Annotated in this window: 20 protein-coding genes; 10 read left to right on the top strand and 10 right to left on the bottom strand. The window is 64.6% G+C overall.

Annotated features, from left to right (window positions below):
- Nucleotides 1–112: 112 nt before the first annotated feature.
- Entirely contained in the window at nucleotides 113–433 is a 321-nt protein-coding gene (locus VGH68_RS06645; RefSeq protein ID WP_331602750.1) for a thioredoxin family protein, read from the bottom strand.
- A 227-nt stretch (nucleotides 434–660) separates the two neighbouring features.
- Here VGH68_RS06645 and VGH68_RS06640 point away from each other — a divergent pair, with 227 nt between their 5' ends.
- The 7 genes from VGH68_RS06640 (at nucleotide 661) to VGH68_RS06610 (ending at nucleotide 10,326) form a co-directional block, all read left to right on the top strand.
- Entirely contained in the window at nucleotides 661–963 is a 303-nt protein-coding gene (locus VGH68_RS06640) for a DUF2628 domain-containing protein (RefSeq protein WP_331602749.1), read from the top strand.
- A gap of 842 nt (nucleotides 964–1,805) precedes the next feature.
- Nucleotides 1,806–2,024: a contractile injection system protein, VgrG/Pvc8 family gene (locus VGH68_RS06635; protein WP_331602748.1), complete on the top strand. Its 219-nt coding sequence runs from the start codon at nucleotides 1,806–1,808 to the stop codon at nucleotides 2,022–2,024.
- Nucleotides 2,025–2,294: 270 nt separating this feature from the next.
- The gene (locus VGH68_RS06630) at nucleotides 2,295–3,641 is read left to right on the top strand and encodes a sugar efflux transporter (protein ID WP_331602747.1); all 1,347 of its coding nucleotides are present in this window, start codon (nucleotides 2,295–2,297) and stop codon (nucleotides 3,639–3,641) included.
- 483 nt (nucleotides 3,642–4,124) lie between these two features.
- Entirely contained in the window at nucleotides 4,125–5,162 is a 1,038-nt protein-coding gene (gene gnd / locus VGH68_RS06625; RefSeq protein WP_331602746.1) for a phosphogluconate dehydrogenase (NAD(+)-dependent, decarboxylating), read from the top strand.
- 128 nt (nucleotides 5,163–5,290) lie between these two features.
- The gene (locus tag VGH68_RS06620) at nucleotides 5,291–6,001 is read left to right on the top strand and encodes an HAD family hydrolase (protein ID WP_331602745.1); all 711 of its coding nucleotides are present in this window, start codon (nucleotides 5,291–5,293) and stop codon (nucleotides 5,999–6,001) included.
- A gap of 732 nt (nucleotides 6,002–6,733) precedes the next feature.
- On the top strand, nucleotides 6,734–9,127 hold the full coding sequence (locus VGH68_RS06615) for a phosphoketolase family protein (protein ID WP_331602744.1): 2,394 nt from the start codon (nucleotides 6,734–6,736) through the stop codon (nucleotides 9,125–9,127).
- A gap of 11 nt (nucleotides 9,128–9,138) precedes the next feature.
- Complete coding sequence (locus VGH68_RS06610; RefSeq protein WP_331602743.1) at nucleotides 9,139–10,326, top strand: acetate/propionate family kinase; 1,188 nt, start codon at nucleotides 9,139–9,141, stop codon at nucleotides 10,324–10,326.
- A gap of 12 nt (nucleotides 10,327–10,338) precedes the next feature.
- Here the strand turns inward: VGH68_RS06610 and VGH68_RS06605 are convergent, their stop codons facing one another.
- Complete coding sequence (locus tag VGH68_RS06605; RefSeq protein ID WP_331602742.1) at nucleotides 10,339–10,605, bottom strand: BON domain-containing protein; 267 nt, start codon at nucleotides 10,603–10,605, stop codon at nucleotides 10,339–10,341.
- 191 nt (nucleotides 10,606–10,796) lie between these two features.
- On the opposite strand from VGH68_RS06605, the gene VGH68_RS06600 reads away from it, so the two are divergent.
- Nucleotides 10,797–11,192 (top strand): PaaI family thioesterase, encoded by a 396-nt coding sequence (locus VGH68_RS06600; protein ID WP_331602740.1) that lies wholly within the window; start codon nucleotides 10,797–10,799, stop codon nucleotides 11,190–11,192.
- 221 nt (nucleotides 11,193–11,413) lie between these two features.
- Complete coding sequence (locus VGH68_RS06595; RefSeq protein ID WP_331602739.1) at nucleotides 11,414–12,109, top strand: YceH family protein; 696 nt, start codon at nucleotides 11,414–11,416, stop codon at nucleotides 12,107–12,109.
- A gap of 85 nt (nucleotides 12,110–12,194) precedes the next feature.
- On the opposite strand, the gene VGH68_RS06590 is transcribed toward VGH68_RS06595, so the two are convergent.
- From VGH68_RS06590 to VGH68_RS06565, 6 genes are all read right to left on the bottom strand, one after another.
- On the bottom strand, nucleotides 12,195–12,713 hold the full coding sequence (locus tag VGH68_RS06590) for an SLATT domain-containing protein (protein WP_331602738.1): 519 nt from the start codon (nucleotides 12,711–12,713) through the stop codon (nucleotides 12,195–12,197).
- Nucleotides 12,714–12,810: 97 nt separating this feature from the next.
- Complete coding sequence (locus VGH68_RS06585; protein WP_331602737.1) at nucleotides 12,811–13,854, bottom strand: rod shape-determining protein; 1,044 nt, start codon at nucleotides 13,852–13,854, stop codon at nucleotides 12,811–12,813.
- Nucleotides 13,855–14,055: 201 nt separating this feature from the next.
- Nucleotides 14,056–14,997 (bottom strand): IclR family transcriptional regulator, encoded by a 942-nt coding sequence (locus VGH68_RS06580; RefSeq protein WP_331602736.1) that lies wholly within the window; start codon nucleotides 14,995–14,997, stop codon nucleotides 14,056–14,058.
- A 139-nt stretch (nucleotides 14,998–15,136) separates the two neighbouring features.
- Nucleotides 15,137–15,865, bottom strand: coding sequence for an SDR family NAD(P)-dependent oxidoreductase (locus VGH68_RS06575; RefSeq protein WP_331602734.1), 729 nt, complete (start codon nucleotides 15,863–15,865; stop codon nucleotides 15,137–15,139).
- 51 nt (nucleotides 15,866–15,916) lie between these two features.
- The gene (locus VGH68_RS06570; protein WP_331602733.1) at nucleotides 15,917–17,218 is read right to left on the bottom strand and encodes an MFS transporter; all 1,302 of its coding nucleotides are present in this window, start codon (nucleotides 17,216–17,218) and stop codon (nucleotides 15,917–15,919) included.
- A gap of 151 nt (nucleotides 17,219–17,369) precedes the next feature.
- Nucleotides 17,370–17,891: a 2,4'-dihydroxyacetophenone dioxygenase family protein gene (locus VGH68_RS06565; protein ID WP_331602732.1), complete on the bottom strand. Its 522-nt coding sequence runs from the start codon at nucleotides 17,889–17,891 to the stop codon at nucleotides 17,370–17,372.
- 383 nt (nucleotides 17,892–18,274) lie between these two features.
- On the opposite strand from VGH68_RS06565, the gene VGH68_RS06560 reads away from it, so the two are divergent.
- Entirely contained in the window at nucleotides 18,275–19,705 is a 1,431-nt protein-coding gene (locus tag VGH68_RS06560; protein ID WP_331602731.1) for a trypsin-like peptidase domain-containing protein, read from the top strand.
- A gap of 65 nt (nucleotides 19,706–19,770) precedes the next feature.
- On the opposite strand, the gene VGH68_RS06555 is transcribed toward VGH68_RS06560, so the two are convergent.
- Nucleotides 19,771–21,264, bottom strand: coding sequence for an efflux transporter outer membrane subunit (locus tag VGH68_RS06555; RefSeq protein WP_331602730.1), 1,494 nt, complete (start codon nucleotides 21,262–21,264; stop codon nucleotides 19,771–19,773).
- Nucleotides 21,257–24,454 carry a multidrug efflux RND transporter permease subunit gene (locus tag VGH68_RS06550; protein ID WP_331602728.1) on the bottom strand — a complete coding sequence of 1,066 codons (3,198 nt, stop codon included), beginning with the start codon at nucleotides 24,452–24,454 and terminating at the stop codon, nucleotides 21,257–21,259. The genes VGH68_RS06555 and VGH68_RS06550 overlap by 8 nt, the downstream gene beginning before the upstream one ends.
- Between the last annotated feature and the right edge of the window lie 6 nt (nucleotides 24,455–24,460).

Genomic DNA, 24,460 nt, shown 5'->3' with positions numbered 1-24,460 from the left:
GTGGATTGTAGGGGTGATCGTAAAGGCCCGGCGTGAACGCTGAGCGTGCGGCTCGATCGCGCGATGAAGGCCCGCGCGACGTCACATGAAGGCGCATCACGCACGACGCGAATCAGAGCGACGCGAACGCATCCTCGATATCTTCGGCGCTTCGCGGCCGGACCACGCGCGCGACTTCGACGCCGTCGCGCATCAGCACGAGCGTCGGCCATAGCTTGACCTTGAACGACCGGCCGAGCGGGCGGCCGGGGCCATCTTCGATCTTCAGATGGCGGAGTCCGACGTGCGGCGCGAGCGCTTTCGCAATCGATGCCTGCGCGCCTTGGCAATAGCCGCACCAGTCGGTGCCGAACTCGACCACGGTGGCGCCGGGCAGCGCGTCGAGTTCGGCGCGCGACGGGGCTTGCGGGGAATAGGCGGTGGGGGAGGCCATGCGTGCTCCGGTGCTATACGTGCGGTACCCGCGCCGCGTTTGCTTGCACGGTGTTTCTCGCGCGGGGATTTGGCAAGAGTAGCAGCTATGCTGCGGATCGTCATGGAGGCCGGCCTGTCGCGGCCGGCGTGAGGTTTGTTGTCGCGTGGGCGTGGTACAAAGCGGTTCGCGTGTTGCGGGTGGGTTTTCGCTTGGGCAATGTCTGTCTGGCTCGAAAGGATTGGGTAATGAAAATGGGTGGACATATCTATTTGCGGCGTCCCGGGGATGAGCAAGCCGTGGCGGTTGCAACGGGTTTTAGTTGGGGTGCGTGCTTGCTGGGGTTTATCTGGGCTTTTTCCAGGCGGATGTGGTTTGCCGCGTTCGTGATGCTCGGGGTTAATCTGATTCTGTTCGGTATGGGGCTGTGGGGGGAGACCGCCGATCTGATCGGATTCGTGCTGACTATTGTGTTTGGGATTGCCTGCGGCGCTTATGGGAATCGGTGGCATCGGTGGACGCTGGAGAGGCGGGGGTATCGGGTGATTTGAAAAGCGGCTCCTGGCGGAGCGGTTTTTTTGTCGTTGTTCTTTTGGTGGTGGCATTTTCTTTTTGTTGTCGGTTTATTAGCGTTGCCCCTGTGCGGGGCGGCACCTACTTTCTTTGCGGCTGCAAAGAAAGTAGGCAAAGAAAGCAGCTTCACACCGTAAGCTCTTAAGTGGGCTCCTCTGTTCGCCACCGGTAGTGGTGCATCTGGAATCCGTGCCCCCGCACATTCGGCGGTAGTGACAACGCAGTCATTCTTCCGGCGGCGCTGCGCGCGCCGTAGCCCCGTTTCATAACCATCGGTTGGTTTGGCGCGTCGGTGACGCGAAGGCGATTGCGCAGCTGCGTAATGGCATCGGTTGCCATAAACTGATCATTCCTTCCGCATTGCATTGCCAGATTTGACGTTTTCCGTATTGCGCGAAGGACGGATTTGCCAAATGATCCAACGAGTTGATTGGGCGACAGATAGGGGCGTCGCTGTGGATCAGGAGTCGAAACTTGAGTGCAGTCCTCGCGTCGTCCGTCAACACCCCGATACCGGGAGTCGATACACACCAGTATTACGGTCTGGATGCGCCGTAGGTTAAAAGCGCGGCATTTGCAGACATCTTCTCGTTCGTCGGCACGCGCGGCATGTGCGAGCCGACGAGATACGTGATCCAGTGCACGCATCCCCGGCTCGACCTTTCGCGCAGCGAGTATCTGAACCACATCGCAGCGTTTGTTGCGCAGCCGCCAGCAGCGACGCATTGAGGCTCGCCGGAAACGCCGCGCCGCATACCGGGCGTGATTACTGGCTTTTGCCAACCTGTCCGGCAGTCGCGACGAGGGGACCTACGAGATTGTGCTGGAGTCGCGTCTTGCGCTGCTCAGGAACAACCCCCGCTGCCGCCACTTCCTCGACATGACAATTCCCGAGATCATCGCGCAGATTCTTCGGGAAAACGACTTCAACCAGGTTTTTGCGGACTTCCAGTTCAACGTCGACCGCATCTACCGCAAGCGGAAGTTCGCCATGCAATGGGCTGAAGACGACCTGACGTTCATCAGTATCGACGCTTGATGAATGGTTCGGAGTCGGTCGCTGACTTTCTGCTGCGTGCCGGGGCATGCAAACGCACAACCGGGTCGGACAGAAAACGAGCAAAGACCAAAAACGAAACAGCACCACAAAAATCCCTGACACCCGCTCCGCGGGTTTACGCACCCCACATTCGCAGTCGATAATGCCCCGATCGTTTCGGCCGCGACCCGCCAGCGCACATCGCGCCAGCGACAGCAAACCGGAAACCGTCTTCGCGCACCTGAAAGCGCCCACCTTACCCGCCGCCCCGTGTTGAAAACGTCACGTTTTTTCAGCTTGCTTCACATTCCTGGCTTCAAGCCGCTGGCCGCCGCCACCCTGATGCTCGGTGTGGCGATGTCATTTACCGCTCCCTATCTGTCTCTGTTCGGCATCGAACGCGCCGGCATGACGCCGCTGCGGCTTGGCTTGTTCATGACGTTGATCGCCACCAGCGGGGTGCTCGCGAGCACGCTCGCCGGCCGCTGGAGCGACGCGAGCGGTCGGCATCGTCCGTTGCTGCTCGCGGCGCTCGTCGCAGCGGCGCTCGGCTATCTGTGTTTATGCGTGGTGCGTGATTATCGGCTGTTGCTGGTGGTCGGCATCGTGTTCATCGGCGCGGGCGGCTCGGCGATCTCGATGGTGTTCTCGTTCAGCCGCGCGGCGCTGCCGGCGTCCGACCCGGCCGAGCGTGTATTCGCCAGCGCGACGCTGCGCACGATTCTGTCGGCGGCGTGGGTGTTCGGGCCGTCGGTCGGCGCGCTCGTGCTCGCCGCCACCAGTTTCTATGGGCTGTTCCTGTTCGCTGCCGGGAGTTTCGCGATCTGCGGTTTTATCGTTTGGCGCATGCGCGAGCCGCAGGGCCATCTCGGCGATCACACAGTCGAAGATACGGCCGCCGAGCCGTCCGCGTCGATCACCGTGCCGCCGCTCACCGCGCCCGGCGAGGACGCGCATGAGACGCTGCCGGGCGTCGCGTCGGCCAACGACATCATGCGCGCGGTAGCCGCGCTCACGCTGCTCGGGCTCGCCGCGAACGCGACGATGATCGTGTTGCCGCTGTACATCGTGCACGGGCTGAACGGCTCGCATCTGGACGTCTCGGTGATGCTCGGCCTCGGCGCATTGACCGAAATTCCGATGATGCTCGCGCTCGGCGCGAAGTCGTCGTCGCTGCACAAACCGAACTGGCTCGCCGCGTGCGCGGCCGTGCATGCGGTGTATTTCGTCGCGATGTCGCTGGCGGGCAATGTCAGCGTGCTGATTCCGATGCAGATGCTCAATGCATTTGTCGTCGCGGTCACCTCGTGTCTCGGCATGACCTACGTGCAGGATCTGATGCCGCATTCGCCCGGACGCGCGACCGCGCTGTTCTTCAACGCGGCGCGGGTGGGCTCGATTCTGTCGGGCGTGCTGTCGGGGCTGCTCGTGCAGGCATTCAGCTATCGCGGCACGTTTCTGTTCTGCGGGCTGCTCGCGCTGTGCGCGCTGGTGCTGTTCGCGGTGCCGGGGCATCGCTATCCGCTGATGTGGGCGGCGCTCAAGCGTTTCGCGGCTGCGCAATACGCGAAGCTGCTGGCAACGCGCGGCGCGCGCCTGCCCGAGCGCGGCGAGTGAGACGAGGCTGCGGCGTTCAGGCATCGAATCAGCACGCGGTGCATGACTGCGGTGTAAGACCGGGCCGAGAGAGCAGCAGGTACCGCGATAGCCAGCGCGAGCCGTGTTGCGCCGACATTACGTCGCGCGATCGACCCGACATGCCCACTCGCGCGGAACTTCATGGCCCGCCGCGCCTCTGCAAAAAAGGTGCGGCGTTTTTTGGCGCAGGCGGTGAACACCGCTTCGCAGCGCCTATGCTTAAGGGCAGTTTTGCCGTCGCGGGTCTCGGGGCTGGGTGCGTCGACGCGGCGGCCGTGGCCGGCATCGCTACCGCGCACACCGGCCCCAGCTGTTAGCCACACGAGCGGCCAGCCACACCAGCAACGCAACATCGGCGAGCAACGCGACATCGCGCGCCGCGGCAACGTCGCCGCAACGTCACCGCAACACCACCATTTGAACATCGGGTAGCGCAACGCAGGATCTTTCCGGGAGCGAGTTATGCAGCTAGGCATGATTGGATTGGGACGGATGGGCGCCGACATGGTGCGGCGCCTGACGCGTGGCGGTCAGGAATGCGTCGTGTACGACGTCCAGGCGGCCGCCGTCGACCGGCTCAAGCAGGAAGGCGTGGCGGGCGCCACGTCGCTCGAGGACTTCGTCGCGCAACTCGCCAAACCGCGCGCCGTGTGGCTGATGGTGCCCGCCGCGGTGGTCGACGCGACGCTCGACAAACTCGTGCCGCTGCTCGAACCCGGCGATATCGTGATCGACGGCGGCAACTCCTACTATCACGACGACATCCGCCGCGGCCAGCAACTCGGCGAGCGCCAGATGCACTATGTGGACGTCGGCACGAGTGGCGGCGTCGCGGGCCGCGAGCGCGGCTACTGCCTGATGATCGGCGGCGAGGCCGACGTCGTGAAGCGGCTCGAACCGGTCTTCTCGACGCTCGCGCCGGGCGCCGGCGCGGCACTGCCGACGCCCGGACGTGCCGCCGGCGCAAGCACCGCCGAGCAGGGTTTCCTGCATTGCGGTCCGCAAGGCGCCGGGCACTTCGTGAAGATGGTCCACAACGGCATCGAATACGGCTTGATGGCCGCTTACGCGGAGGGCCTGAACGTGCTGCGCCACGCGGACGCCGGACGGCATGCGCGCGAAGCGGATGCGGAGACGTCGCCGCTACGCCGTCCGGAGCTATACCAATACGATCTGAATCTTGCCGACGTCGCCGAAGTCTGGCGTCGCGGCAGTGTGATCGGCTCGTGGCTGCTCGACCTGATCGCCGGTTCGCTCGCGAGCGATGCGCAACTGGCGAACTACACAGGTCGCGTCTCGGATTCGGGCGAAGGGCGTTGGACCGTCGCCGCCGCGATCGACGAAGGGGTGCCGACGCCGGTGCTGAGCGCGGCGCTATTCGCGCGCTTCAGTTCGCGCGGCGATGCCGATTTCGCGAATCGCGTGCTGTCGGCGATGCGGTACGACTTCGGTGGTCATGCCGAGAAGCCGGCCGCGTCGGATGGCGGTCACAAGGGCTAGGCGGGGCGATACGCACGCGATGCCGCGATCGCGCGGGCGCAACAGGTCGACGCGCCAGCACGATAGCGGCATCGCGCCGCCTGGACCAGCCAGCCACATGCATTCACGACAAGTCACAAGGAGCCACGATGCCAGCCACCCCCGCCACGCCGCACGACGTCGTGTTTCTATTCGATTGCGACAACACGCTGCTGGACAACGATCATGTGTTGCAGGATTTGCGTAAGCATATGACGCACGCGTTTGGCGAACAGAACAGCACGCGCTACTGGGAAATCTTCGAGAATCTGCGCGCCGAACTCGGTTACGCCGACTACCTGGGCGCGCTGCAGCGCTACCGGATCGAGCATCCACGCGACACGGGCTTGCTGCTGATGTCGTCGTTCCTGATCGAGTATCCGTTTGCGAACCGGCTCTATCCGGGCGCGCTCGATGCGTTGCGACACCTGGCCACGCGCGGGCCGACGGTGATCCTCTCCGATGGGGACGTCGTGTTCCAGCCGCGCAAGCTCGCGCGCTCGGGGCTATGGGATGAAGTCGACGGACGCGTGTTGATCTACATCCACAAGGAACTGATGCTCGATCAGGTGATGGACTGCTATCCGGCGCGCCATTACGTGATGGTCGACGACAAGCTGCGGATTCTCAGCGCGATGAAAAAAGCGTGGGGCGGGAACCTGACAACCGTGTTTCCGCGCCAGGGCCACTATGCGTTCGATCCGAAGGAGATCGCAAGCAATCCGCCTGCCGATGTGACGGTCGAGCGAATCGGCGAGCTGGCGGATATCGACATCGATACGCTCGTGCGCGGCGCCAACGGGCAGCAGGCGCTGACCTGAGGTTTGCACACGCGGTTTGCATGCGCGGGCCCGGCAACGGCGCCGCGGCTTTCGTTCAGCATACGCAGTTTGCGCAGCCGGCGCGGGAGGCCACCGCTGTGCGCCCCATCTGCCGCCCCGTTAGCCGTGGCCGAACAGCTTGACCAGCAGCCCGAACACGCCCACCAGCACGGCGACCGCCGCGCAAGGCAAGACGAACGCAAGAATCAGGATCATGAGTGTTTTGAGCGGACTGCGAGATGTCGACATGGCGGCCGTTGACCTGAGGCGAGGAAACAGAAAAAAGGAATACCGGGCGCGGCCGCGAGCAAGGGCCCCGCATGATCAGCAGCGACGCACCCCAGGCTCGACCGACTGATGCACACCCAGCATGAGCAGCTTAATACATTCACGATATGCGTCGCATGGTTCGCACGATTGCACCGAACCATGCGACGCCGCGCCTGTCACACCCGCTGACACGCGTGGGCGTCGAGCGGCGAATTGGCGCGCGCGCTGCCCGAGCCGTCGCCGTCGCCGTCGCGGCTTCAGCGCATGCACGCGTGGGCCGCGTGCGAGTAGGGCGTCGGACAACACCGTCATCCACGCATCCGCGTTACCGCATTACCGAACAGCGCGACCTCGCGCCCGGTTCCGCACCGGTTGCGCCGCGATCATCGACCGCAACGACTGCGGCACGAATCGCCACATCCCCCGCCAACCCGCCTGACAGTCTTTTCGAGGAGTGACGCCATGGCCGAATCAAGCTCGCATCCCGCCCCGCCGCAAATTCTGGACCCCGACACGCTGCGCAACATGGACCGCTACTGGCGCGCTTGCAACTACCTGTCCGTCGGCATGATCTATCTGCGCGACAACCCGCTGTTGCGTGAACCGTTGAAGCCCGAGCACATCAAGAACCGGCTGCTCGGCCACTGGGGATCCGATCCGGGGCAAAGCTTTCTGCTCGTGCATCTGAACCGGCTGATCCGTCAGCTCGATCTCGACATGATCTATGTGGCCGGCCCCGGTCATGGCGCGCCCGCGACTCTCGCGCATTGCTATCTGGAAGGGCATTACTCGGAGATCTATCCGGATCGCAGCCAGGATGAGGCCGGCATGCAGCGCTTTTTTCGGCAATTTTCATTCCCCGGCGGCATCGGCTCGCATTGCACGCCGGAAACGCCGGGCTCGATTCACGAAGGCGGCGAACTCGGCTATAGCCTGTCGCATGGCTACGGCGCCGCGTTCGACAATCCCGATCTGATCGTCACGGTGATGATCGGCGACGGCGAAGCGGAAACCGGTCCGCTCGCCACTTCGTGGCACTCGAACAAATTCCTCAATCCGATCCGCGACGGCGCGGTTCTGCCGGTGCTGCATCTGAACGGCTACAAAATCGCCAATCCGACGCTGCTCGCGCGCATTCCGCGCGAAGAACTCGAAGCGCTGATGGTCGGCTATGGGCACAAGCCGTATTTCGTCGAAGGCGACGATCCTGACACGATGCATCAGCAGATGGCCGCGACGCTCGATCAGTGCATCCACGAAATCCGCGCGATCCAGCAACACGCGCGCCAGAATAACGATACGACGCGCCCGCGCTGGCCGATGATCGTGCTGCGCTCGCCGAAAGGCTGGACCGGGCCGAAGGAGGTCGACGGTCACAAGGTGGAGGGCTCGTGGCGCGCGCATCAGGTGCCGGTGCTAGACCCGGCGACCCATCGCAAGAGCCTGCAGATCGTCGAGGACTGGCTGCGCAGCTACGGGCCCGAGACATTGTTCGACGCGAACGGCCGGCTCGCCGGCGAACTGCGCGCGCTCGCGCCCGAAGGCGCGCGCCGTATCAGCGCGAATCCGCATGCGAACGGCGGGCTGCTGTGCAAGGCGCTCGACATGCCGCCGTTTCGCGACTATGCGGTCGCGGTAAAGAAGCCGGCGTCGTCCTACACGTCGCCGACCGGGGTGCTCGGTACCTTTCTGCGCGACGTGATGCGCAGGAACATGTCGAACTTCCGCCTGTTCGGCCCGGACGAAACCGCGAGCAACAAGCTGCAGGCGGTCTATGAGGCGTCGCCGAAAACCTGGCTCGCGCAGACCGAACCGACCGATGCCGACGGCGGTGATCTGTCGCCCGATGGCCGTGTGATGGAAATGCTCAGCGAACACACGCTCGAAGGCTGGTTCGAAGGCTACGTGCTGACCGGGCGGCACGGTCTGTTCGCGACTTACGAGGCGTTCGTCCACGTGATCGACTCGATGTTCAACCAGCACGCGAAGTGGCTCGAAAAATCCAAGCGCGAACTTGGCTGGCGGCAACCGGTGCCGTCGCTGAATCTGCTGATTTCGTCGCTGGTGTGGCGCCAGGATCACAACGGCTTCACGCATCAGGACCCCGGTTTTCTCGACGTCGTCACCAACAAGAGCCCGGACGTCGTACGCATTTATCTGCCGCCCGACGGCAATTGCCTGCTGAGCGTCGCCGACCACTGCCTGCGCTCGCGCGACTACGTGAACGTGATCGTCTCCGACAAGCAGCCGCACCTGACGTATCTCGACATGGACGCGGCCGTCACGCATTGCACGAAAGGCATCGGCATCTGGGACTGGGCGTCGACCGACCAGGGCGTCGAGCCGGACGTGGTGATCGCATGCGCGGGCGATATCGCGACGATGGAGGCGCTGGCCGCCGTGGAGATCCTGAAGGAGCGCTGCGCAGGCTTGAAGATCCGCTTCGTCAACGTGGTCGATCTGTTCCGGCTGATGCCCGAGCACGCGCATCCGCATGGCTTGTCCGATCGCGATTTCGATTCGCTGTTTACCACCAGCAAACCGGTGATCTTCAACTTCCACTCGTATGCGTCGCTCGTGCACAAGCTCACGTACAACCGCAAGAATCACGAGAACATGCATGTGCATGGCTATCACGAGAAGGGCAACATCAATACGCCGCTCGAACTCGCGATCATCAACGGGGTCGACCGCTTTACGCTGGCGATCGACGTGATCGACCGTGTGCCGGCACTGCGCGGTGTCGGCGACCATACCAAGGAATGGCTGCGAGACCAGATCATCGAGCACCTCGCGTATGCGCACGCGGAAGGGATCGACAAGGAGGAAATCCGCAATTGGACGTGGAAAGGCTAAGCGAGGACGACATGCATACCGACGCTCAGGAGCAGACGATTCTGGTGCTCAACAGCGGCTCGTCATCGCTGAAGTTCGGACTGTTCGCGCAGCGGGGCGATGAAGGAAACGACGACGCCAGCAACGACGCCAGCAACGACGCCAGCAACGACGAGGTGCTGCTGCTCGCCGGCGCGGCCGAGGGGATCGGCCGCGGCGACGGCAGCCTGCGCATCAGAACGCCAGACGGCCGCGTGTTGCTGGAGCAGGCGCACGCGCTCGAATCGCAGACCGATGCGCTGCAAAAGCTCGCGCAGGTCCTCGCGCAGCAACATCGAGCGCGGCCCGCCGCAGTGGGGCATCGCGTCGTACACGGCGGTCCGCATCTGCGCACGCATCAGCGCATCACCGATGAGGTGCGGCGCCAGCTGCATGACGCGCTGCACTTCGCGCCGCTACACATTCCACCCGCACTCGCGCTGATCGACGAAGCCACGCAGATCTTCGGCGACGCCCCGCATTTCGCGTGCTTCGACACCGCGTTTCACGCGACGCTGCCGCCGCGCGCCGCGCAGTTCGCGTTGCCGCACCGGTACGCGCAGGCCGGCGTGATTCGCTATGGTTTTCACGGGCTCTCGTATGAATCGCTCGTCAGGCAACTGGGCGCGGGTTTGCCGCCGCGCGCGGTGTTTGCGCACCTGGGCAACGGCTCGAGTGTGTGCGCGCTGCGCGACGGCCGGTCGGTCGATACGTCGATGGGGCTGACGCCGACCGGCGGCATTCCGATGGGCACGCGCTGCGGCGACCTCGATCCGGGCGTGCTGCTGTATCTGATGCGTGCGGAAGGGCTCGACGCCGATGCGCTCGAAACGCTGCTCAATCGCCATAGCGGCCTGGCCGGGTATACCGATGGCGAAAGCGATATGCAGGCGCTCGAACAACGCGCGGCGGCCGGCGACGCGCAGGCATCGCTCGCGCTTGATGCGTTCGCGACCGCGGTGCGCAAGACCATCGGCGGCTATGCGGCGTTGCTCGGCGGGATCGATCTGTTGGTGTTGACCGGCGGGATTGGTGAACACAGCGAGCGGATACGGCGGCTCGTGTGCGATGGACTCGGGTTTCTCGGACTTCCGGCGCGCAAAGTCAGAGTGCTGCATACCGAGGAGGAAAAGCAGATCGCGCGGCATTGCCGGGCGTTGATGCGAACGGGCGCCGCATGACGCACGCCGGCGTCAGGCCGTTGAGATGACGGTGCGGTCCACGATGCCGGTGACGCCGAACAGCCGCGCGACGTCTTCGAGCATTGCGATGCGTTGCTGCTCGCGCTGCAGTTCCCCCGATAGCGTGATGCGGCCGCGCGCGACTTGCACGTTCACCGCGTGAGGGGGGACGCTGGCATCCCACGCGAGCCGGCGAAGCGCTTCGGCGGCGATATGCGCGTCGCTCAGGCGGGCGGCCGGCCGGGGGGCGGGCGCGCGGCGCGGGGGGTCGAAGCGCATGAATCCTCCAGATAAGCAGACGCTGATGCAGCAAACACTAGCAGATGTGGCGGATTTTGCGCGCCGGCCGCCCAATGCACGATGCGGGTGCCGCGCGTGTCGAGCGGGTGTGATTGGTCGCGGGTCTGCCGCTGGGCGCCGGCGATCGCGGGTATGCTCACGTGTCATTCAGAACAGCCAGGGCCTGAACCATGTCCGACCTTCCCATCGACTACCCGTTTCTCGAATCGCTCGGCGTGCGTCTCACGCAATGGCGCGATGGCTATGCGGAACTGCTGATGCCGATCGACGCGAGCAAACTCAATCGCCAAGGGGTGCTGCAAGGCGGCGCGATCGCGACCTTGCTCGACGCGGCCGCCGGCTACGCAGGTCTGTATGCGTCAGCCGGACAGCCGGCGCGGCACGGCTTTACGTTGTCATTGACCACCAACTATCTCGACAAGGGCCTCGGTGGCTCAGTCACCGCGAAGGGTTTTCTCGAACGCTCGGGCCGCTCGATTTTCTTCTCGCGCGCCGAGGCGTGGGTGGATGGCAAGCTATTGATCGCAAGCGCGCAGGGCACATTCAAGTATGCGAAGAGTGCGTAACACCGGTAATGCGCGGGAAGAGGGCGGCGAGGGCGGCGAGGGCGGTAGGTGGGTTCGACGCATCGATTGACGCACTGCAACGACCCGGGCCGCTTATCATAGTGCCCAGCCAACCACAGCACGCGCCGTCCCACCCGCCGTCCCACCCGCCGTCCCACCCGCCGTCCCACCATTAACGGCGAACGGCGCGCATCATCCACGAGACCTCGCAATCACCGTCCATGAACACCATCTCCGACGCTTCCTCCCGCCCCTCGATCCGCGAGCTGACGCCGCTCGAAGGGCGCGTGCTCGGCGTGCTCGTCGAAAAGCAGCACACCGTGCCGGACAGCTATCCGCTGTCGCTCAATGCGCTGACGCTCGGCTGTAATCAGAAGACCGGCCGCGCGCCGGTGATCAACGCGACCGAGGCCGAAGTGCTGACCGCCATCGATGGATTGAAGCGCCTGAGCCTCGTGATGGAAGGCAGCAGCAGCCGCGTCCCGCGTTTCGAACACAACATGAACCGGGTGCTCGGGCTGCCGGCGCAGTCGGTCGCGCTGCTGACCACGCTGTTGTTGCGCGGCCCGCAGACCGCGGCCGAATTGCGCCTGAATAGCGCGCGTTTGCATGGCTTTGCCGATATCTCGTCAGTCGAGGCGTTTCTCGATGAATTGGCCGCGAACGATCCGCCGCGCGTCGTCAGGCTGCCGCGCATGGCCGGCGAGCGCGAGCATCGCTGGATGCATCTGCTATGCGGCGAGGTGAGCGTCAATGAAACCGCGCAGCCCGCGGCCGCCGACGACGACAGCGTGCCGCTTTCCGCGTTCGAGGCGCTGAAGGCCGAGCAGAAACGTCTTGCCGACGAGGTGAGCCGCTTGCAGACCGTAGTGCGGCGCATGGCGGCGGAGCTGGGTATCAGCGCGGACGATCTGTGATGCGAGTGTCGTGAGCGGGACAGCGACTCGCGCGCCCTCGGCGGTCGAGTAAAAAACCGCCTTCCATCCGCCGCAGCTCACGTTGTCACGCATCGCGCCGACGCGGCTTGTCCGCGAACAACATGCGCTGCGTGCGATAGAAAACGCGCGGCGGCACGTTCGGCGAATCTTCGGCGAGCCGGTCGAGTTCGGTGCGGATCGTGCTCAGGTAGTGCCCGTCGCGGGCGTCCGCGTCGCCGGCAAACACCGCTTCGAGCCGACGGCGTACCGCGCCATAGCGTGCGCCGGCGGCCCGGTGTTTCTCGGCGCGCTCCGCGTAGCGCAGAAATACGTGCAGTGCGGCGGAGAGAGTCGCCGCCACACTGACGAGCCCGACAAAAATGCGCATCTCGATCGATGCCGGCGGCAGGCTCAGCGACGCGAACACCGCGGTGCCGACGAACGCGGTCAACACGGTTGCGAGCCAGCCCATCCGACGCTCGCGCGCCGACAGCAGATCCGCCATGTCGTAATGACTCATCTGCGATTCGCGCGCGCGGCGAAGCCATTTCAGCAGCAGTTCGTTTTCGTCGACAGGGGGCTCATAGGCAGGCAAGGTCGTCATAGCGCTTGCGCGGGCTGTCCGCGTTTGGGTGCATTGGGTCCGTTCGGGTTGCGGGGTGGTTCAGTGCAGCGGCCGCGCGCGGTATGCCGGGCGCGAATCAGTCGTACGAAAACGCGCCGCCGAATTTCTCGATCCGCTCGAGTGCCATGCCCGAGCCGCGCACCACGCAGGTAAGCGGTGCGTCGGCGACGAACACCGGCAGCCCGGTCTCTTCGGCGAGCAGGCGGTCCAGATCGCGCAGCAGCGCGCCACCGCCCGCCAGCATGATGCCGCGCTCCGCGATATCGGCGCCGAGTTCCGGCGGCGTCTGTTCGAGCGCGATCTTCACCGACGACACGATCTGGTTCAGCGGATCGGTCAGCGCCTCGAGCATCTCATTGCTCGACACCGTGAAGCTGCGCGGAATGCCCTCGGACATGTTGCGGCCTTTCACCTCCATCTCCAGTACTTCGGAGCCAGGAAACGCGGAGCCGATTCCCTTCTTGATCGCCTCGGCCGTCTGCTCGCCGATCAGCATCCCGTAGTTGCGGCGGATGTAGTTGACGATCGCGTCGTCGAACTTGTCGCCGCCGACGCGCACCGAGCCTTTATAGACGATGCCGCCAAGCGAGATCACGCCGACCTCGGTCGTGCCGCCGCCGATATCCACCACCATCGAACCGGTCGCTTCCGACACGGGCAATCCCGCGCCGGTCGCGGCGGCCATCGGTTCTTCGATCAGATAGACCTGTGAGGCGCCCGCGCTATGCGCGGCTTCCTTGATCGCGCGGCGCTCAACCTGGGTCGAGCCGCACGGCACGCAGATGATGATGCGCGGCGACGGCGAAAACATCCTCGACTCGTGCGCCATCTGGATAAAGCGCTTGATCATCTGCTGGGTGATGTTGAAGTCGGCGATCACGCCGTCTTTCATCGGGCGGATCGCCTCGATATTGCCCGGCACCTTGCCGAGCATCTGCTTGGCCTCATGGCCGACGGCCAGGATGACCCGTTTGCCGTTCGGGCCGCCTTCCTGGCGGATCGACACGACCGACGGTTCGTCGAGCACGATGCCCTTGCCGCGCATGTAGATCAGCGTGTTCGACGTGCCGAGGTCGATCGCGAGGTCGTTGGAGAAGTAGCCGCGCAAAAAACCGAACATGCGTATTCCTGGGTTGGGGAAGTCGGGCGCGCGAGCGCCGCGGATGCTGTCGCGGTCTGCCGCATGCTCGCGGCGGGCGGGCGGCCGGAGCGGCCGCGCGACAGGAAGAATAGCAGCTTCGGTCCTGTATGTGAGCGGGGATTGGGTAAGGCGACTGGCGCAGGCGCCGTAGCGGATGAACCACCGATAAGCTGCGTGCGATTACCGCGCGCTGCCCGGCCCGAGTCGCGCCGCAATGGTCTTGCATGCGGCGAGCAGCGGCTCGATGTAGCAGACGCGCGCGTCGTCGCGACGGCGAAACGTCGGCATGCTGATGCTCACGCAGCCGACTGCGCGGCCGTCCGGAGCGCGAATCGCCGCGCCGTAGCAACAGATCGACGCTTCGTTTTCTTCGCGGTCTTCCGCGTAGCCGCGTTGCGCGGTCGCGTCGAACTCCTGGCGAACCGCATCGAGATCGGTCAGCGTGTGCTCGGTGAAACGTTCGAGCGGCGCGTTCTTCAGCAGCGCTTCGCGTTCCACCGCCCCGAGCGTCGCCATATACGCCTTGCCGACCGAACTCGACGTCAGCGACACCCGGGTGCCGATGCGCGACGCCATGCGCACCGCGTGCGGACTTTCGAGCTTCTCGATGTACACCATCTCGCCCTGGCTCGGCACCGCGAGATGGATCGTCTCTGATGTGATGTCGCGCAGTGCCATTAATGCATCGCTGGCCGCGACACGCAGATCGGAGCGCTCCCAGCTATGGCTGGCGAGATTGATCAGACGCGGGCCGAGGCCGAAGGTGTTGCCGCTGCCGGTCGCGATGACCAGACCTTCGGCCTGCAACGCGGCCACGATGCGGTGCACGGTCGGGCGCGGATAACCGCTCGCCGCGCTCAGTTTCGCGACGTTGGGCGGGCTCTGCGCATCGGCGATCAGTTGTAGTACCGCGATGAATTTCGAGAATGCGGCAGCGCCGGCGACCGCGCCGGTATCGGGCTTGCTGCCGGTGTGAAGGTGCTTTTTCGCGGCGGGGTCGGCCGCAGCGGGTGCGGTTTCGGCAGCGGTATCGCTGGCCGCGCGCACGCGCAGGCCGGCCGTGGTCGCGGCGTTCGAGGGTGCCTTTGAAACGGACGCGGGAGCGGATTTTGAAGCGGGCATCGAGGCGGACTTTGAAACGGACTCTAAAGCAGGTTGGGAAGCGGAATTGCGCATCGCATACGGACAGCGCATCGGTAGGCGATTATGCGTTCCTCCGCGGCGCGCAATGGCTGCCACACCGCTTCACGCGGTGATGGCCTCACGCGACCAGATAACCGCCATCGACCGGGACGATCGCACCGGTCATGAACGACGCGGCCGGCGTGCATAGAAACACCGCGACCTGCGCGACTTCGTCCGGCATGCCCCAGCGCCGCAGCGGCGTGCGCTCGAGGATCGCCTGCGAACGGTCATCGTCGCTCTGCAATGCCTGCGTGAGCGGCGTGGCGATCCAGCCGGGCGCAATCGCGTTGACACGAATTCCGTCGGCCGCATACGCGAGCGCGAGCGACTTCGTCAGTTGCGCGACCGCGCCCTTGCTCGCGCTGTACGCGGGCACCAGCGCGCCGCCGAAAAAGCTCAGCATCGATGCGGTATTGACGATGCAGCCCGCCGACGCCGAGAGCAATCCGCGCGCGGCGGCGCACACCCGCATCGTGCCATTCAGGTTGATGTCCATCACGCGTTCGAACACGTCCAGCCGATGTTCTTCGCCGCGGCTGATCACGCCCGCGCAGTTGACCACGATGTCCAGACGCTCGAAAGCGTTCACCGCGGCGCTGACGTCGTCGCCCGAACGCACGTCAAGCGTGACGCGGCGGACTTGGGGATTCAGCGTATCCGGCGCGCCTTCGGGCAGCGGCAAACCGGCGGCGACGGTATGCGCGCCCAGTTGCGCGAGCGCATTCGCTATCGCCGCGCCGATGCCTGAAAAACCGCCGGTCACGAGTGCGTTCTTGCCTTCGAGTAGCTGGTTCTGGAATGTCATGTGAGCCGCCGCATCAGGTGGGTTGCGTCAGGATTGCATCAGGGGTTGCGTTCAGGTGGGTTGCGCCTCGGCCGGGCGCGCGAGTGGCGCGGGCGCGACTTCCTTGACGACGAACAGATAAACGAGCGCCGCGGCGAACGCGACCGCTGCGCTGATCAGCAGCGCATCGACGAACGAATGCGTGTGATCGACGACGATGCCGGTGATCACCGGTGCGAACGAGCCGCCCAGATAGCCGCCGAAGTTCTGCATGCTGCCGAGCGATGCCACCAGATGCCGCGGTGCGGCGACACTGACGAGCGCCCACGCGCTGCCGCTCGACAGATTGACGAACAGCATCGCGACCGATACGTACGTGATGGCAAGCGCCGTGCTCGGCGTGTAGGCGGCCGGGACGGTGAACGCGGCGGCGCCGACGAGCCCGACGCAAAGCGGCCACTTGCGGCTACGAATCGGCGCCATTCCGCGCTTGAGCAGATAGTCGGCGATAACGCCACTGCTCAGCATGCCGATCGTGCCGAACACATACGGAATCGCGACGAGCCAGCCGGTGTGCGCGATGCTCAGGTGCCGTTCCCTTTCCAGGTAGCCGGGCAGCCACGTGAGGTACAGCCACACCATGTAGATCACGCCCATGAAACCGAAGATCATGCCCCATGTGTTGCGCAGCTTGAAGAGCGCGCCCCATTCGGCCCAGCTCAGGCCCTGCGGGTTTTCCTGAACGGTCGCACCTTCGTTCAGATGCGCGGTCTCCTGTTCCGTCAGCGCGATGTCGTTGCGATTGCGATAGACCATGTACCACGCGAGCGCGACGATGACCCCGAGCACGCCCATGATGACGAACATCGTGCGCCAGCCGAAAGCGAGCATCAGCACGGTAAGCAGCGGCGGCGCGATCATCGGCGCGATGGTCGACGACGAAATGAACGTGCCGATCGGCGCGCCGCGTTCGCGCACCGCGAACCATTCGTTGACGACTTTCGCGCCGGCCGGGAAGAGCGGCGCTTCGGCCACGCCGAGCACGACCCGCGCGGTCAGAAATTGATTGAGCGTCTGGATGAAGCCGCCCGCGACCTGGGCGACGGACCACACCAGCATGCCGAGCCCGAGCATCACGCGCGAGCCGAACCGATCGAGCAGCGCGCCGACCGGAAGCTGCGCGAACGCATACGACAACGAAAACGCGGACAGCAGCAACCCCATCTGCGACGCCGACAGATGCAACTCTTCGCTGACCAGATGATTTGCGATCGACAGCGTGCTGCGATCGAGATAGTTGACGATGCCCGCGACCGTCAGGAAAGCAACCGCGACCACCTGTATACGTTTTAGACGCTGTGACTTCTGGAGCATTTTTGTCTCCTGCGCAATGTGTGGTGCTGGTATGGGAGTCGTGCTGCCGTGTTGTGCCGTGTGGGCGGCGTAGTGCTGGTTAGTGCCGCCGGCCGCGCCCGTGATGACGAGCGCGACGTGTGCGGGAAATCGTATCCGCCGACTGGCGCGCTTACCGGATGAACTGGTCCACGTAGTCTTCACCGAGACCGACCGACGCATAGTGCTTGCGGCACATGTCGATCTTCGTGAATACGTCCTCATAGCCGGTGTAGTTGCCGTACGGATCGCAATAGAACATCACGCCGTTGACCTGGAAGTACGTGATCATTTCCTCGACGTCTTCGGGCACGTACAGCGTATGCGTTTCTCCCGGCGGCTCATACACGTAGCTGCCTTCGGTGGCGACCCAGTCGTGCTCGAGATACCGCCAGCGGCCCTTGAGCACCATCCCGTGCACGCTCTGCGGATGACGATGACGGCTCAGCACGCCCGCTTTGCGCACTCGCAGCAGATTCATCCAGTAACCCTGCGACGCATTCAGACACAACGGGCGGAACGACACGTTTTCCGCCTGCGGAACCCACACGCGTTCGTCGTCCGGAATCGCGAAAGGCACGACGATTTCCTTTTGCGCCTCCTTCGGGAATGGCAACTGATACGGCGTCAGGTCGGATTGCTTGGCCTCGGGCATGGATAGTCCTCGCGAGATGTCCGGAAATCTGTTTGTCCACATTGTGAATGATGAGTCCACCATATGGCTATTATCGGAACTGCTTCCGGCGCGGTCAATCCTGGGGAAATCACGGGTCAGCCAACGTATCGCGCGCGTCAGTGAACGCTTTTGGCCGGATCTGCCGAACGCGATGCTCGCGCCGCGGATCGCTTGCGATCGTCGTTGAAGCGAGAAAGCGATGTCCGTGCGAAGGTCCCCAAAAAGACGCGCGAGATGCGGAAAACCCCTGCAAATAAGGGCTCGCGCGAGCTTTCTGATCGCACACCTTCTTTAAGCGTGCTTTAAGTGGTGGCCTCTACATTACGCGTCCACCACGTAACCCTTCCCAAAAATTCCCGACTATGACCACCCAAAAATATTGGCGCGGCAGCGCTGCCGTTTGCGTACTTCTCGCAATCGGTGGCGCTTACGCGCTCAGCCATCGCAATGCCGATGCGTCCGTGAGTGAATCGCAGGGTCCCGTGTCCGCGCTGCGCGCGGCAGCCGATATCGTCGGCACGCGTTCGTCGGCGCCGGACTTCTCCGGCATCGTGTCGCGCTATGGCCCGGCGGTCGTGCATATCGGCGTGAAAGAAGCGGCCTCCGTCGATGAAAACGGTCAGCGCAAGAGCGGCGGTGAAGCGCTCGGCTCGGGTTTCATCATCAGCCAGGACGGATACATTCTGACCAACAATCACGTCGTCGATGGCGCGAGCAGCCTGAGCGTAAAGCTCACCGACGGCCGCGAATTCCACGCGCGCGTGATCGGCAAGGACAAGACCACCGACGTGGCGGTGATAAAGATCGACGCGTCGAATCTGCCGACCGTGAAGATTGGCAATCCCGACAGCAGTAAAGTGGGTGAATGGGTCGTGGCGATCGGCTCGCCGTATGGCTTCGACAGCACGGTGACCTCAGGCATCATCAGCGCGAAATCGCGCTCCTTCTCCGACGATAGCCCGATCCCATTCATCCAGACGGACGTGCCGGTCAACCCCGGCAATTCCGGCGGCCCGCTGTTCAATCTGAACGGCGAAGTGATCGGCATCAACTCGATGATCTATTCCCGCACCGGCGGCTTTCAGGGTTTGTCGTTCGCGATCCCGATCGATGCCGCGATGCACGTGAAAGACCAACTGGTGCGCACCGGCCATGTGACCCGCGGCCGTATCGGCGTAGGCGTGCAGCCGGTCAGCGCCGACCAGGCGAAGGCGCTCGGTCTCGAGCCGGCGGGCGGGGCGCTGGTCGGCTCGGTCGATCCGAGCGGCCCCGCACAGGCGGCGGGTCTGCGTCGGGGCGACGTGATCATCGGCGTGAACGACAAGCGCATCGGCAGCACCACGGAATTGATCGGGCAGCTCGCGCAACTGTCACCGGGCAGCAACGCGACGATCAGTGTGTGGCGCGATGGCGGCGAGCACAAGCTGTCGGTCACGATCGGTGCGCAGCAATCGAGCGGCGTGGCATCGGTTTCCCCGCGGGAGCAACAGCAGGAACAACCGCAGGAACAACCGCGGCAGCAGAACCGTCCGCGTCTGGGCGTCGCCGTGCGGGCGCTGACTCAGGACGAGCAACAGGACGCATCGCTGCCGGGCGGCGTGCTCGTGCAGCAGGCCACCGGTCCGGCCGCCGAGGCGGGCATCCAGGCCGGCGACATCATCGTTGCGGTCGACGGCAAGGTGATTCACGGCGTCGAGCAACTGCGCCGCATCATCGCTCAGTCCGACGATAGCGTGTCCGTCACCCTGGTGCGCGATGGCGAGGAAGCGTCGGTCAACGTGACGCTGGGCTGATGAGTCGGACCCGCCGGTGCAACGCCGGCGGCGAGCGGGGCGCGCAATCGATGCTGCGCCCCGTTTCAGTTCGCAGGGTGCATCCCGTTTGCCTGCGATGTCGTTTGCGGCGTGTTTCGCGACATCTCGTCAGGGCCATCCGGTCCGCCACCCAGCGCGACGTAAAGCGATACCCCGTTCTGTAATGCCGTCGCACGCAGTTGGATCAACTGCTGCTCGGCGGCGAACAGATTGCGTCGCGCATCCACCACTTCGAGATAGATCGAGATCCCGTTTTCGTAGCGCAGTTCGGCCGTTTCGGCGAGCTGACGCTGCGCTTGCACTGCCTGTTCCTGCGCCGCAATCTGTTCCTTGTAGCGTTGCCGCCCGACCAAGCCATCGGACACTTCACGAAACGCGTTCTGCACCGTGCTCTGGTAACTGGCCACCAGTTCGTCGCGCCGCGCGCGCGCCTGTGAAAGCTGCGCCTGGCGCTGCCCGCCATCGAAAATCGGCATGCCGACCAGCGCGCCGACCGACCACGCCTGCTTGCCCGGCACGAACAGATCGCCCAGTTCCGGCGAGATATAACCGAAGCTGCCCGTCAGCGCGATGCGCGGGAAGAAGTCCGCGCGCGCGGCGCCGATGTCGGCATCGGCCGCGCGTAGCTGCTGCTCGGCCTGCTGGATGTCCGGCCGATGGACCAGCAGCGCGGACGGCAAGCCAGGGTCCAGCGCGCCGAACTGCGCGGCGTCGGCGATCGGCGGCGCCTGAGGTAGCGAGTCCCGCAGCGTGTCGCCGAGCGGTCCGCCGATCAGCACCTCCAGCAGATTGCGCTGCTGCGCGGTAGTCCGTTGCAATTCGGCAAGCTGGGTCTGCGCCTGCGTGACGAGAATCGCGGCCTGTTCGTAATCGACCATCGACGTGACGCCCGCATCGAGCCGCAGCTTCGCGATGTCGAGCGCATAGCGGCGGCTTTCCAGCGTGCGCTGCGCCAGTTCGATCCCTTCGTCGCCCGAGCGGATCGCGTAGTAGTTCGACGCGACATTGCCGATCAGCGATAAACGGAACGCACGTTGCCCGTCGACGCTCGCGAGATAGCGGCGCCGCGCGGCTTCACTCGTATTGCGCACGCGCCCCCAGAAATCCAGTTCGAACGACGTCACCGCGGCCTGCACGTTGTACTGGTTGAACTGGAGCGAGATGTCGGTGTTGTCGAACTCCGGGTCGATCGAACCGAGCGGCGCTTTGGTGCGCGTCGCGCCTGCGTTCGCGTTGACCTGCGGCAAACGCGCGGCGTTCTGGATGCGATAGAACGCGTGCGCCTGTTCGATGCGCGCGATCGACGCGGCGAGATCGCGGTTATGCGCGAGCGCGGTCTCGATCAGCAGCTTCAGTTGCGGATCGGCGAAGAAGGTCTGCCAGTCGATTTCGCTCGCGAGTTGCGCGTCCGCCGGGTTGCCGTTCTCCGTCGTGTCGAAGTGATCGGCGATCGGCAGTTCGGGCTGGTGATACGGCGGCGCGAAATTGCACGCGGCAAGCGAGCAGCAAACCAGCGGCATCAACAGGTGCTTACGCATCGTGCCGTCCTCCGCCGGTTTCGCCGGCCTCGGGTGCGAGCGGCGGCAGATCGTCGACATCGATGCTGCGTTTCTTGCGGCTCAGCCAGCGGCGCGCGGCCACATAGAACAGCGGCGTAAAGAAGATCCCGAACAATGTCGCGGTCAACATGCTGCCCATCACGCCGGTGCCGACCGCGCGCCGGCTCGCCGCGCCCGCACCGGTTGCGAGCACCAGCGGCAGCATACCGAGCACGAACGTCACGCTCGTCATCAGAATAGGGCGCAGGCGCTGCTGCGCGCCGTTCTTCGCGGCGGTGATTGCGTCCTTGCCCTCAGACTCTTCCTTGATCGCAAACTCGACGATCAGGATTGCGTTCTTCGCCGCCAGCCCGATGATCGTCACGAGGCCGATGTTGAAATAGACGTCGGCGGACAAGCCACGCATCATCGTCAGCAGCACTGCGCCGATCACGCCGAACGGAATGATCATCAACACCGCGACCGGAATCGCCCAGCTCTCATACAGCGCCGCGAGCAGCAGGAACACGACCACCAGCGACAAACCGAGCAGCATGCCGATCTGCCCGCTCGCCTGTTTTTCCTCGAATGCGGTGCCAGTCCATTCGTACGTGAGATTGCCGGTCAGCACATGCGACGCGATGCGCTCCATCTCCGCGATCGCCGCGCCGCTCGAACGGCCGGGTGCGGCCTGGCCCGACAATGTCGCGGACGGAAAGCCGTTATAGCGTTCGAGCTGCTGCGGACCAGAAATCCAGCGCACTCGCGTGAACGCCGAGAATGGCACCATCTCGCCGCGATTGTTACGCAGGCGCAGCGAGCTCACGTCTTCGGCGCGCATCCGCTGCTCGGCGTCGGCTTGCAACAGCACGCGCAACACATTGCCCTCGAACACGAAATCGTTCACGTAGTTCGAGCCGAACGTCAGCGCGAGCGCCTGATTGACCTGGCCGATCTGCAAGCCCAACGCGCGCGCTTTTACGCGGTCGATCTCGACATACAGTTGTGGCGCCTCCGGCATGCCCTCGGTGCGCACGCCCGTGAGCATGCTGCTTTGCGATGCCTCGATCATCATGCGCCGCGCGGCCTGTTGCAGCGCTTCGCCACCGACGCCGCTGCGATCCTGAATCTTCATCGTAAAGCCGGTCGCGTTACCGAGCGACGGGATCGCGGGCGGATCGAGCGCGAAAATAAACGCTTCGGGAATCTGCCGGAACGCGGCATTCGCGCGACGCACCAGCGCGCTCGCCGAGTTTGCTTCGCCGGGCCGTTCGTTCCACGGCTTCAGATCGACGAACGACAGCGCCGCCGATTGCCCCTGCCCGAAGAAGCTGAAACCGGTGACCGAAGCCACGTTGCGCACCTGTGGCTGCTGCCGCAAAAACGCCTCGACCTGATCGATCGCATGCTGCGTGCGTTGCTCGGTCGAACCCGGCGCGCCGGTATACGTGATGAAAATATGCCCTTGGTCTTCTGTCGGCAGAAAGCCGCTCGGCAGACGCATAAAGAAAAACACCGTGATCGCGCAGGCCGCGACGAACGCGAGCAACCAGCGCAGCGGTGAGCGCAGCATCGCACCGACTCCGCCGATGTAGCGCGCGGTGCCCGCGTTGAGCCCGTTATTGAAGCCGTCGAACGCGCGGTGCATCAGCCGCGAAGCCGCGTTTGCCGGCCGCTTGCGCCCGGCGCTTTCGCTTTTGAGCAGCGCCGCGCACAAGGCCGCGCCGAGCGTCAGCGCCAGCAGCGTCGACAGCAGGATCGACACGGCCAGCGTGACCGAGAACTGCCGGTAGATGCCGCCCGTCGAGCCCGGGAAAAACGCCATCGGAATGAACACCGCGACCAGCACGAGCGTGCTCGCGATCGCCGCGCCGGCAATCTGGCCGACCGCCTTGACGGTCGCGCGCGGCGCGCTGAGGCCTTCCTCGCGCATGATCCGCGCGACGTTTTCGACCACGACGATCGCATCGTCGTTGAGGATACCGATTGCGACCACCATGCCGAACAGCGACAGGATGTTGATCGACAGTCCGAACAGATAGAGCCCCGCGCAGGTGCCGATCAGCGCGACCGGCACGACGATCGTGGGGATCACCGTCGCGCGCCAGTCCTGCAGGAACAGAAACACGACGACCGTGACGAGCAGCAAGGCCTCGATCATCGTCTGGATCACGCCGTGTACCGACGTGGTGATGAACGGCGTCGTGTCGAACGGCACGGCCCAGCTGACGCCGCGCGGGAAGGTCGGCTGCAATTCGGTCATGCGCTGGCGCACCGCGTTGGCGACTGCGAGCGCGTTCGCGCCGCTCGCGAGCTGGATCGCGATACCGGCCGACGCCTTGCCGTTGACGGTTAGGCGGTTGCCGTAGCTGTCGTTGCCGAGTTCGACGCGAGCGACGTCGCCGAGGCGCACGGTCGAGCCATCCGGGTTCGCGCGCACGATGATTTCGCGGAACTGCTCGGGCGTCGAAAAGCGGCTTTGCGTGACGATCTGCGCGGTGAATTCGGAACCCGGCGCGATCGGCTGATCGCCGAGGCCGCCGCCCGCGGTCTGACTGTTCTGCTCCTGGACCGCCTGCAACACCTCGCTTGCCGACAGCCCGAAGCCCGTCAGCTTGTGCGGATCGAGCCAGATCCGCATCGCGTATGACGAGCCGAACAGTTGCACGTCGCCGACGCCATCGATGCGGCGCAACTCGTTGACGATATTGTTCGACGCGAAATTGCCCATCGCGACCGCGTTGGTGCTGCCGTCGGTCGCCTGCAGCGCGAGCAGCATCAGAAAGCCGGAGGACGCTTTCGTCACGCGCACGCCGATTTGCCGCACTTCGAGCGGCAGGCGCGGCTCGACGCGGCTGAGCCGGTCCTGCACCTGGGTGCGCGCGATGTCGAGATTGGTGCCGGGCTTGAGCACGACGGTGATCTGCATCGTGCCGTTCGATCGGCTCACCGACGACATGTACAGAAAGTTCTCGATGCCGTTCATCTCGTCTTCGATGATCGACGTGACGGTGCGCTCGAGCGTGCGCGCGTCGGCGCCGCTGAAGGCGGCGGTGATGCTCAGCGAGGGCGGCGCCACATCGGGATACTGCTCGACCGGCAGCAGCGCGACCGCGATCGCGCCGAACAACACGATGAAAAGGGCGATGACCCACGCAAAGACCGGACGGGCGACGAAGAAGCGGTTCATCGGCGA

The sequence above is a fragment of the Paraburkholderia sp. genome, assembly GCF_036488505.1.
Classification (GTDB): Bacteria; Pseudomonadota; Gammaproteobacteria; order Burkholderiales; family Burkholderiaceae; genus Paraburkholderia.
This window is presented reverse-complemented; position numbering and strand designations above follow the sequence as displayed.

Bases quoted from the DNA above. Each gene is read 5' to 3' on its own strand.
- VGH68_RS06580 (WP_331602736.1), bottom strand. From the start codon at position 14,997: ATGCCCGCTTCAAAATCCGCTCCCGCGTCCGTTTCAAAGGCACCCTCG.
- VGH68_RS06640 (WP_331602749.1), top strand. From the start codon at position 661: ATGAAAATGGGTGGACATATCTATTTGCGGCGTCCCGGGGATGAGCAA.
- VGH68_RS06610 (WP_331602743.1), top strand. From the start codon at position 9,139: ATGCATACCGACGCTCAGGAGCAGACGATTCTGGTGCTCAACAGCGGC.
- VGH68_RS06615 (WP_331602744.1), top strand. From the start codon at position 6,734: ATGGCCGAATCAAGCTCGCATCCCGCCCCGCCGCAAATTCTGGACCCC.
- VGH68_RS06620 (WP_331602745.1), top strand. From the start codon at position 5,291: ATGCCAGCCACCCCCGCCACGCCGCACGACGTCGTGTTTCTATTCGAT.
- VGH68_RS06595 (WP_331602739.1), top strand. From the start codon at position 11,414: ATGAACACCATCTCCGACGCTTCCTCCCGCCCCTCGATCCGCGAGCTG.
- VGH68_RS06565 (WP_331602732.1), bottom strand. From the start codon at position 17,891: ATGCCCGAGGCCAAGCAATCCGACCTGACGCCGTATCAGTTGCCATTC.
- VGH68_RS06600 (WP_331602740.1), top strand. From the start codon at position 10,797: ATGTCCGACCTTCCCATCGACTACCCGTTTCTCGAATCGCTCGGCGTG.
- VGH68_RS06550 (WP_331602728.1), bottom strand. From the start codon at position 24,454: ATGAACCGCTTCTTCGTCGCCCGTCCGGTCTTTGCGTGGGTCATCGCC.
- VGH68_RS06555 (WP_331602730.1), bottom strand. From the start codon at position 21,264: ATGCGTAAGCACCTGTTGATGCCGCTGGTTTGCTGCTCGCTTGCCGCG.
- VGH68_RS06605 (WP_331602742.1), bottom strand. From the start codon at position 10,605: ATGCGCTTCGACCCCCCGCGCCGCGCGCCCGCCCCCCGGCCGGCCGCC.
- VGH68_RS06560 (WP_331602731.1), top strand. From the start codon at position 18,275: ATGACCACCCAAAAATATTGGCGCGGCAGCGCTGCCGTTTGCGTACTT.
- VGH68_RS06590 (WP_331602738.1), bottom strand. From the start codon at position 12,713: ATGACGACCTTGCCTGCCTATGAGCCCCCTGTCGACGAAAACGAACTG.
- VGH68_RS06585 (WP_331602737.1), bottom strand. From the start codon at position 13,854: ATGTTCGGTTTTTTGCGCGGCTACTTCTCCAACGACCTCGCGATCGAC.
- VGH68_RS06645 (WP_331602750.1), bottom strand. From the start codon at position 433: ATGGCCTCCCCCACCGCCTATTCCCCGCAAGCCCCGTCGCGCGCCGAA.
- VGH68_RS06575 (WP_331602734.1), bottom strand. From the start codon at position 15,865: ATGACATTCCAGAACCAGCTACTCGAAGGCAAGAACGCACTCGTGACC.
- VGH68_RS06570 (WP_331602733.1), bottom strand. From the start codon at position 17,218: ATGCTCCAGAAGTCACAGCGTCTAAAACGTATACAGGTGGTCGCGGTT.
- gnd (WP_331602746.1), top strand. From the start codon at position 4,125: ATGCAGCTAGGCATGATTGGATTGGGACGGATGGGCGCCGACATGGTG.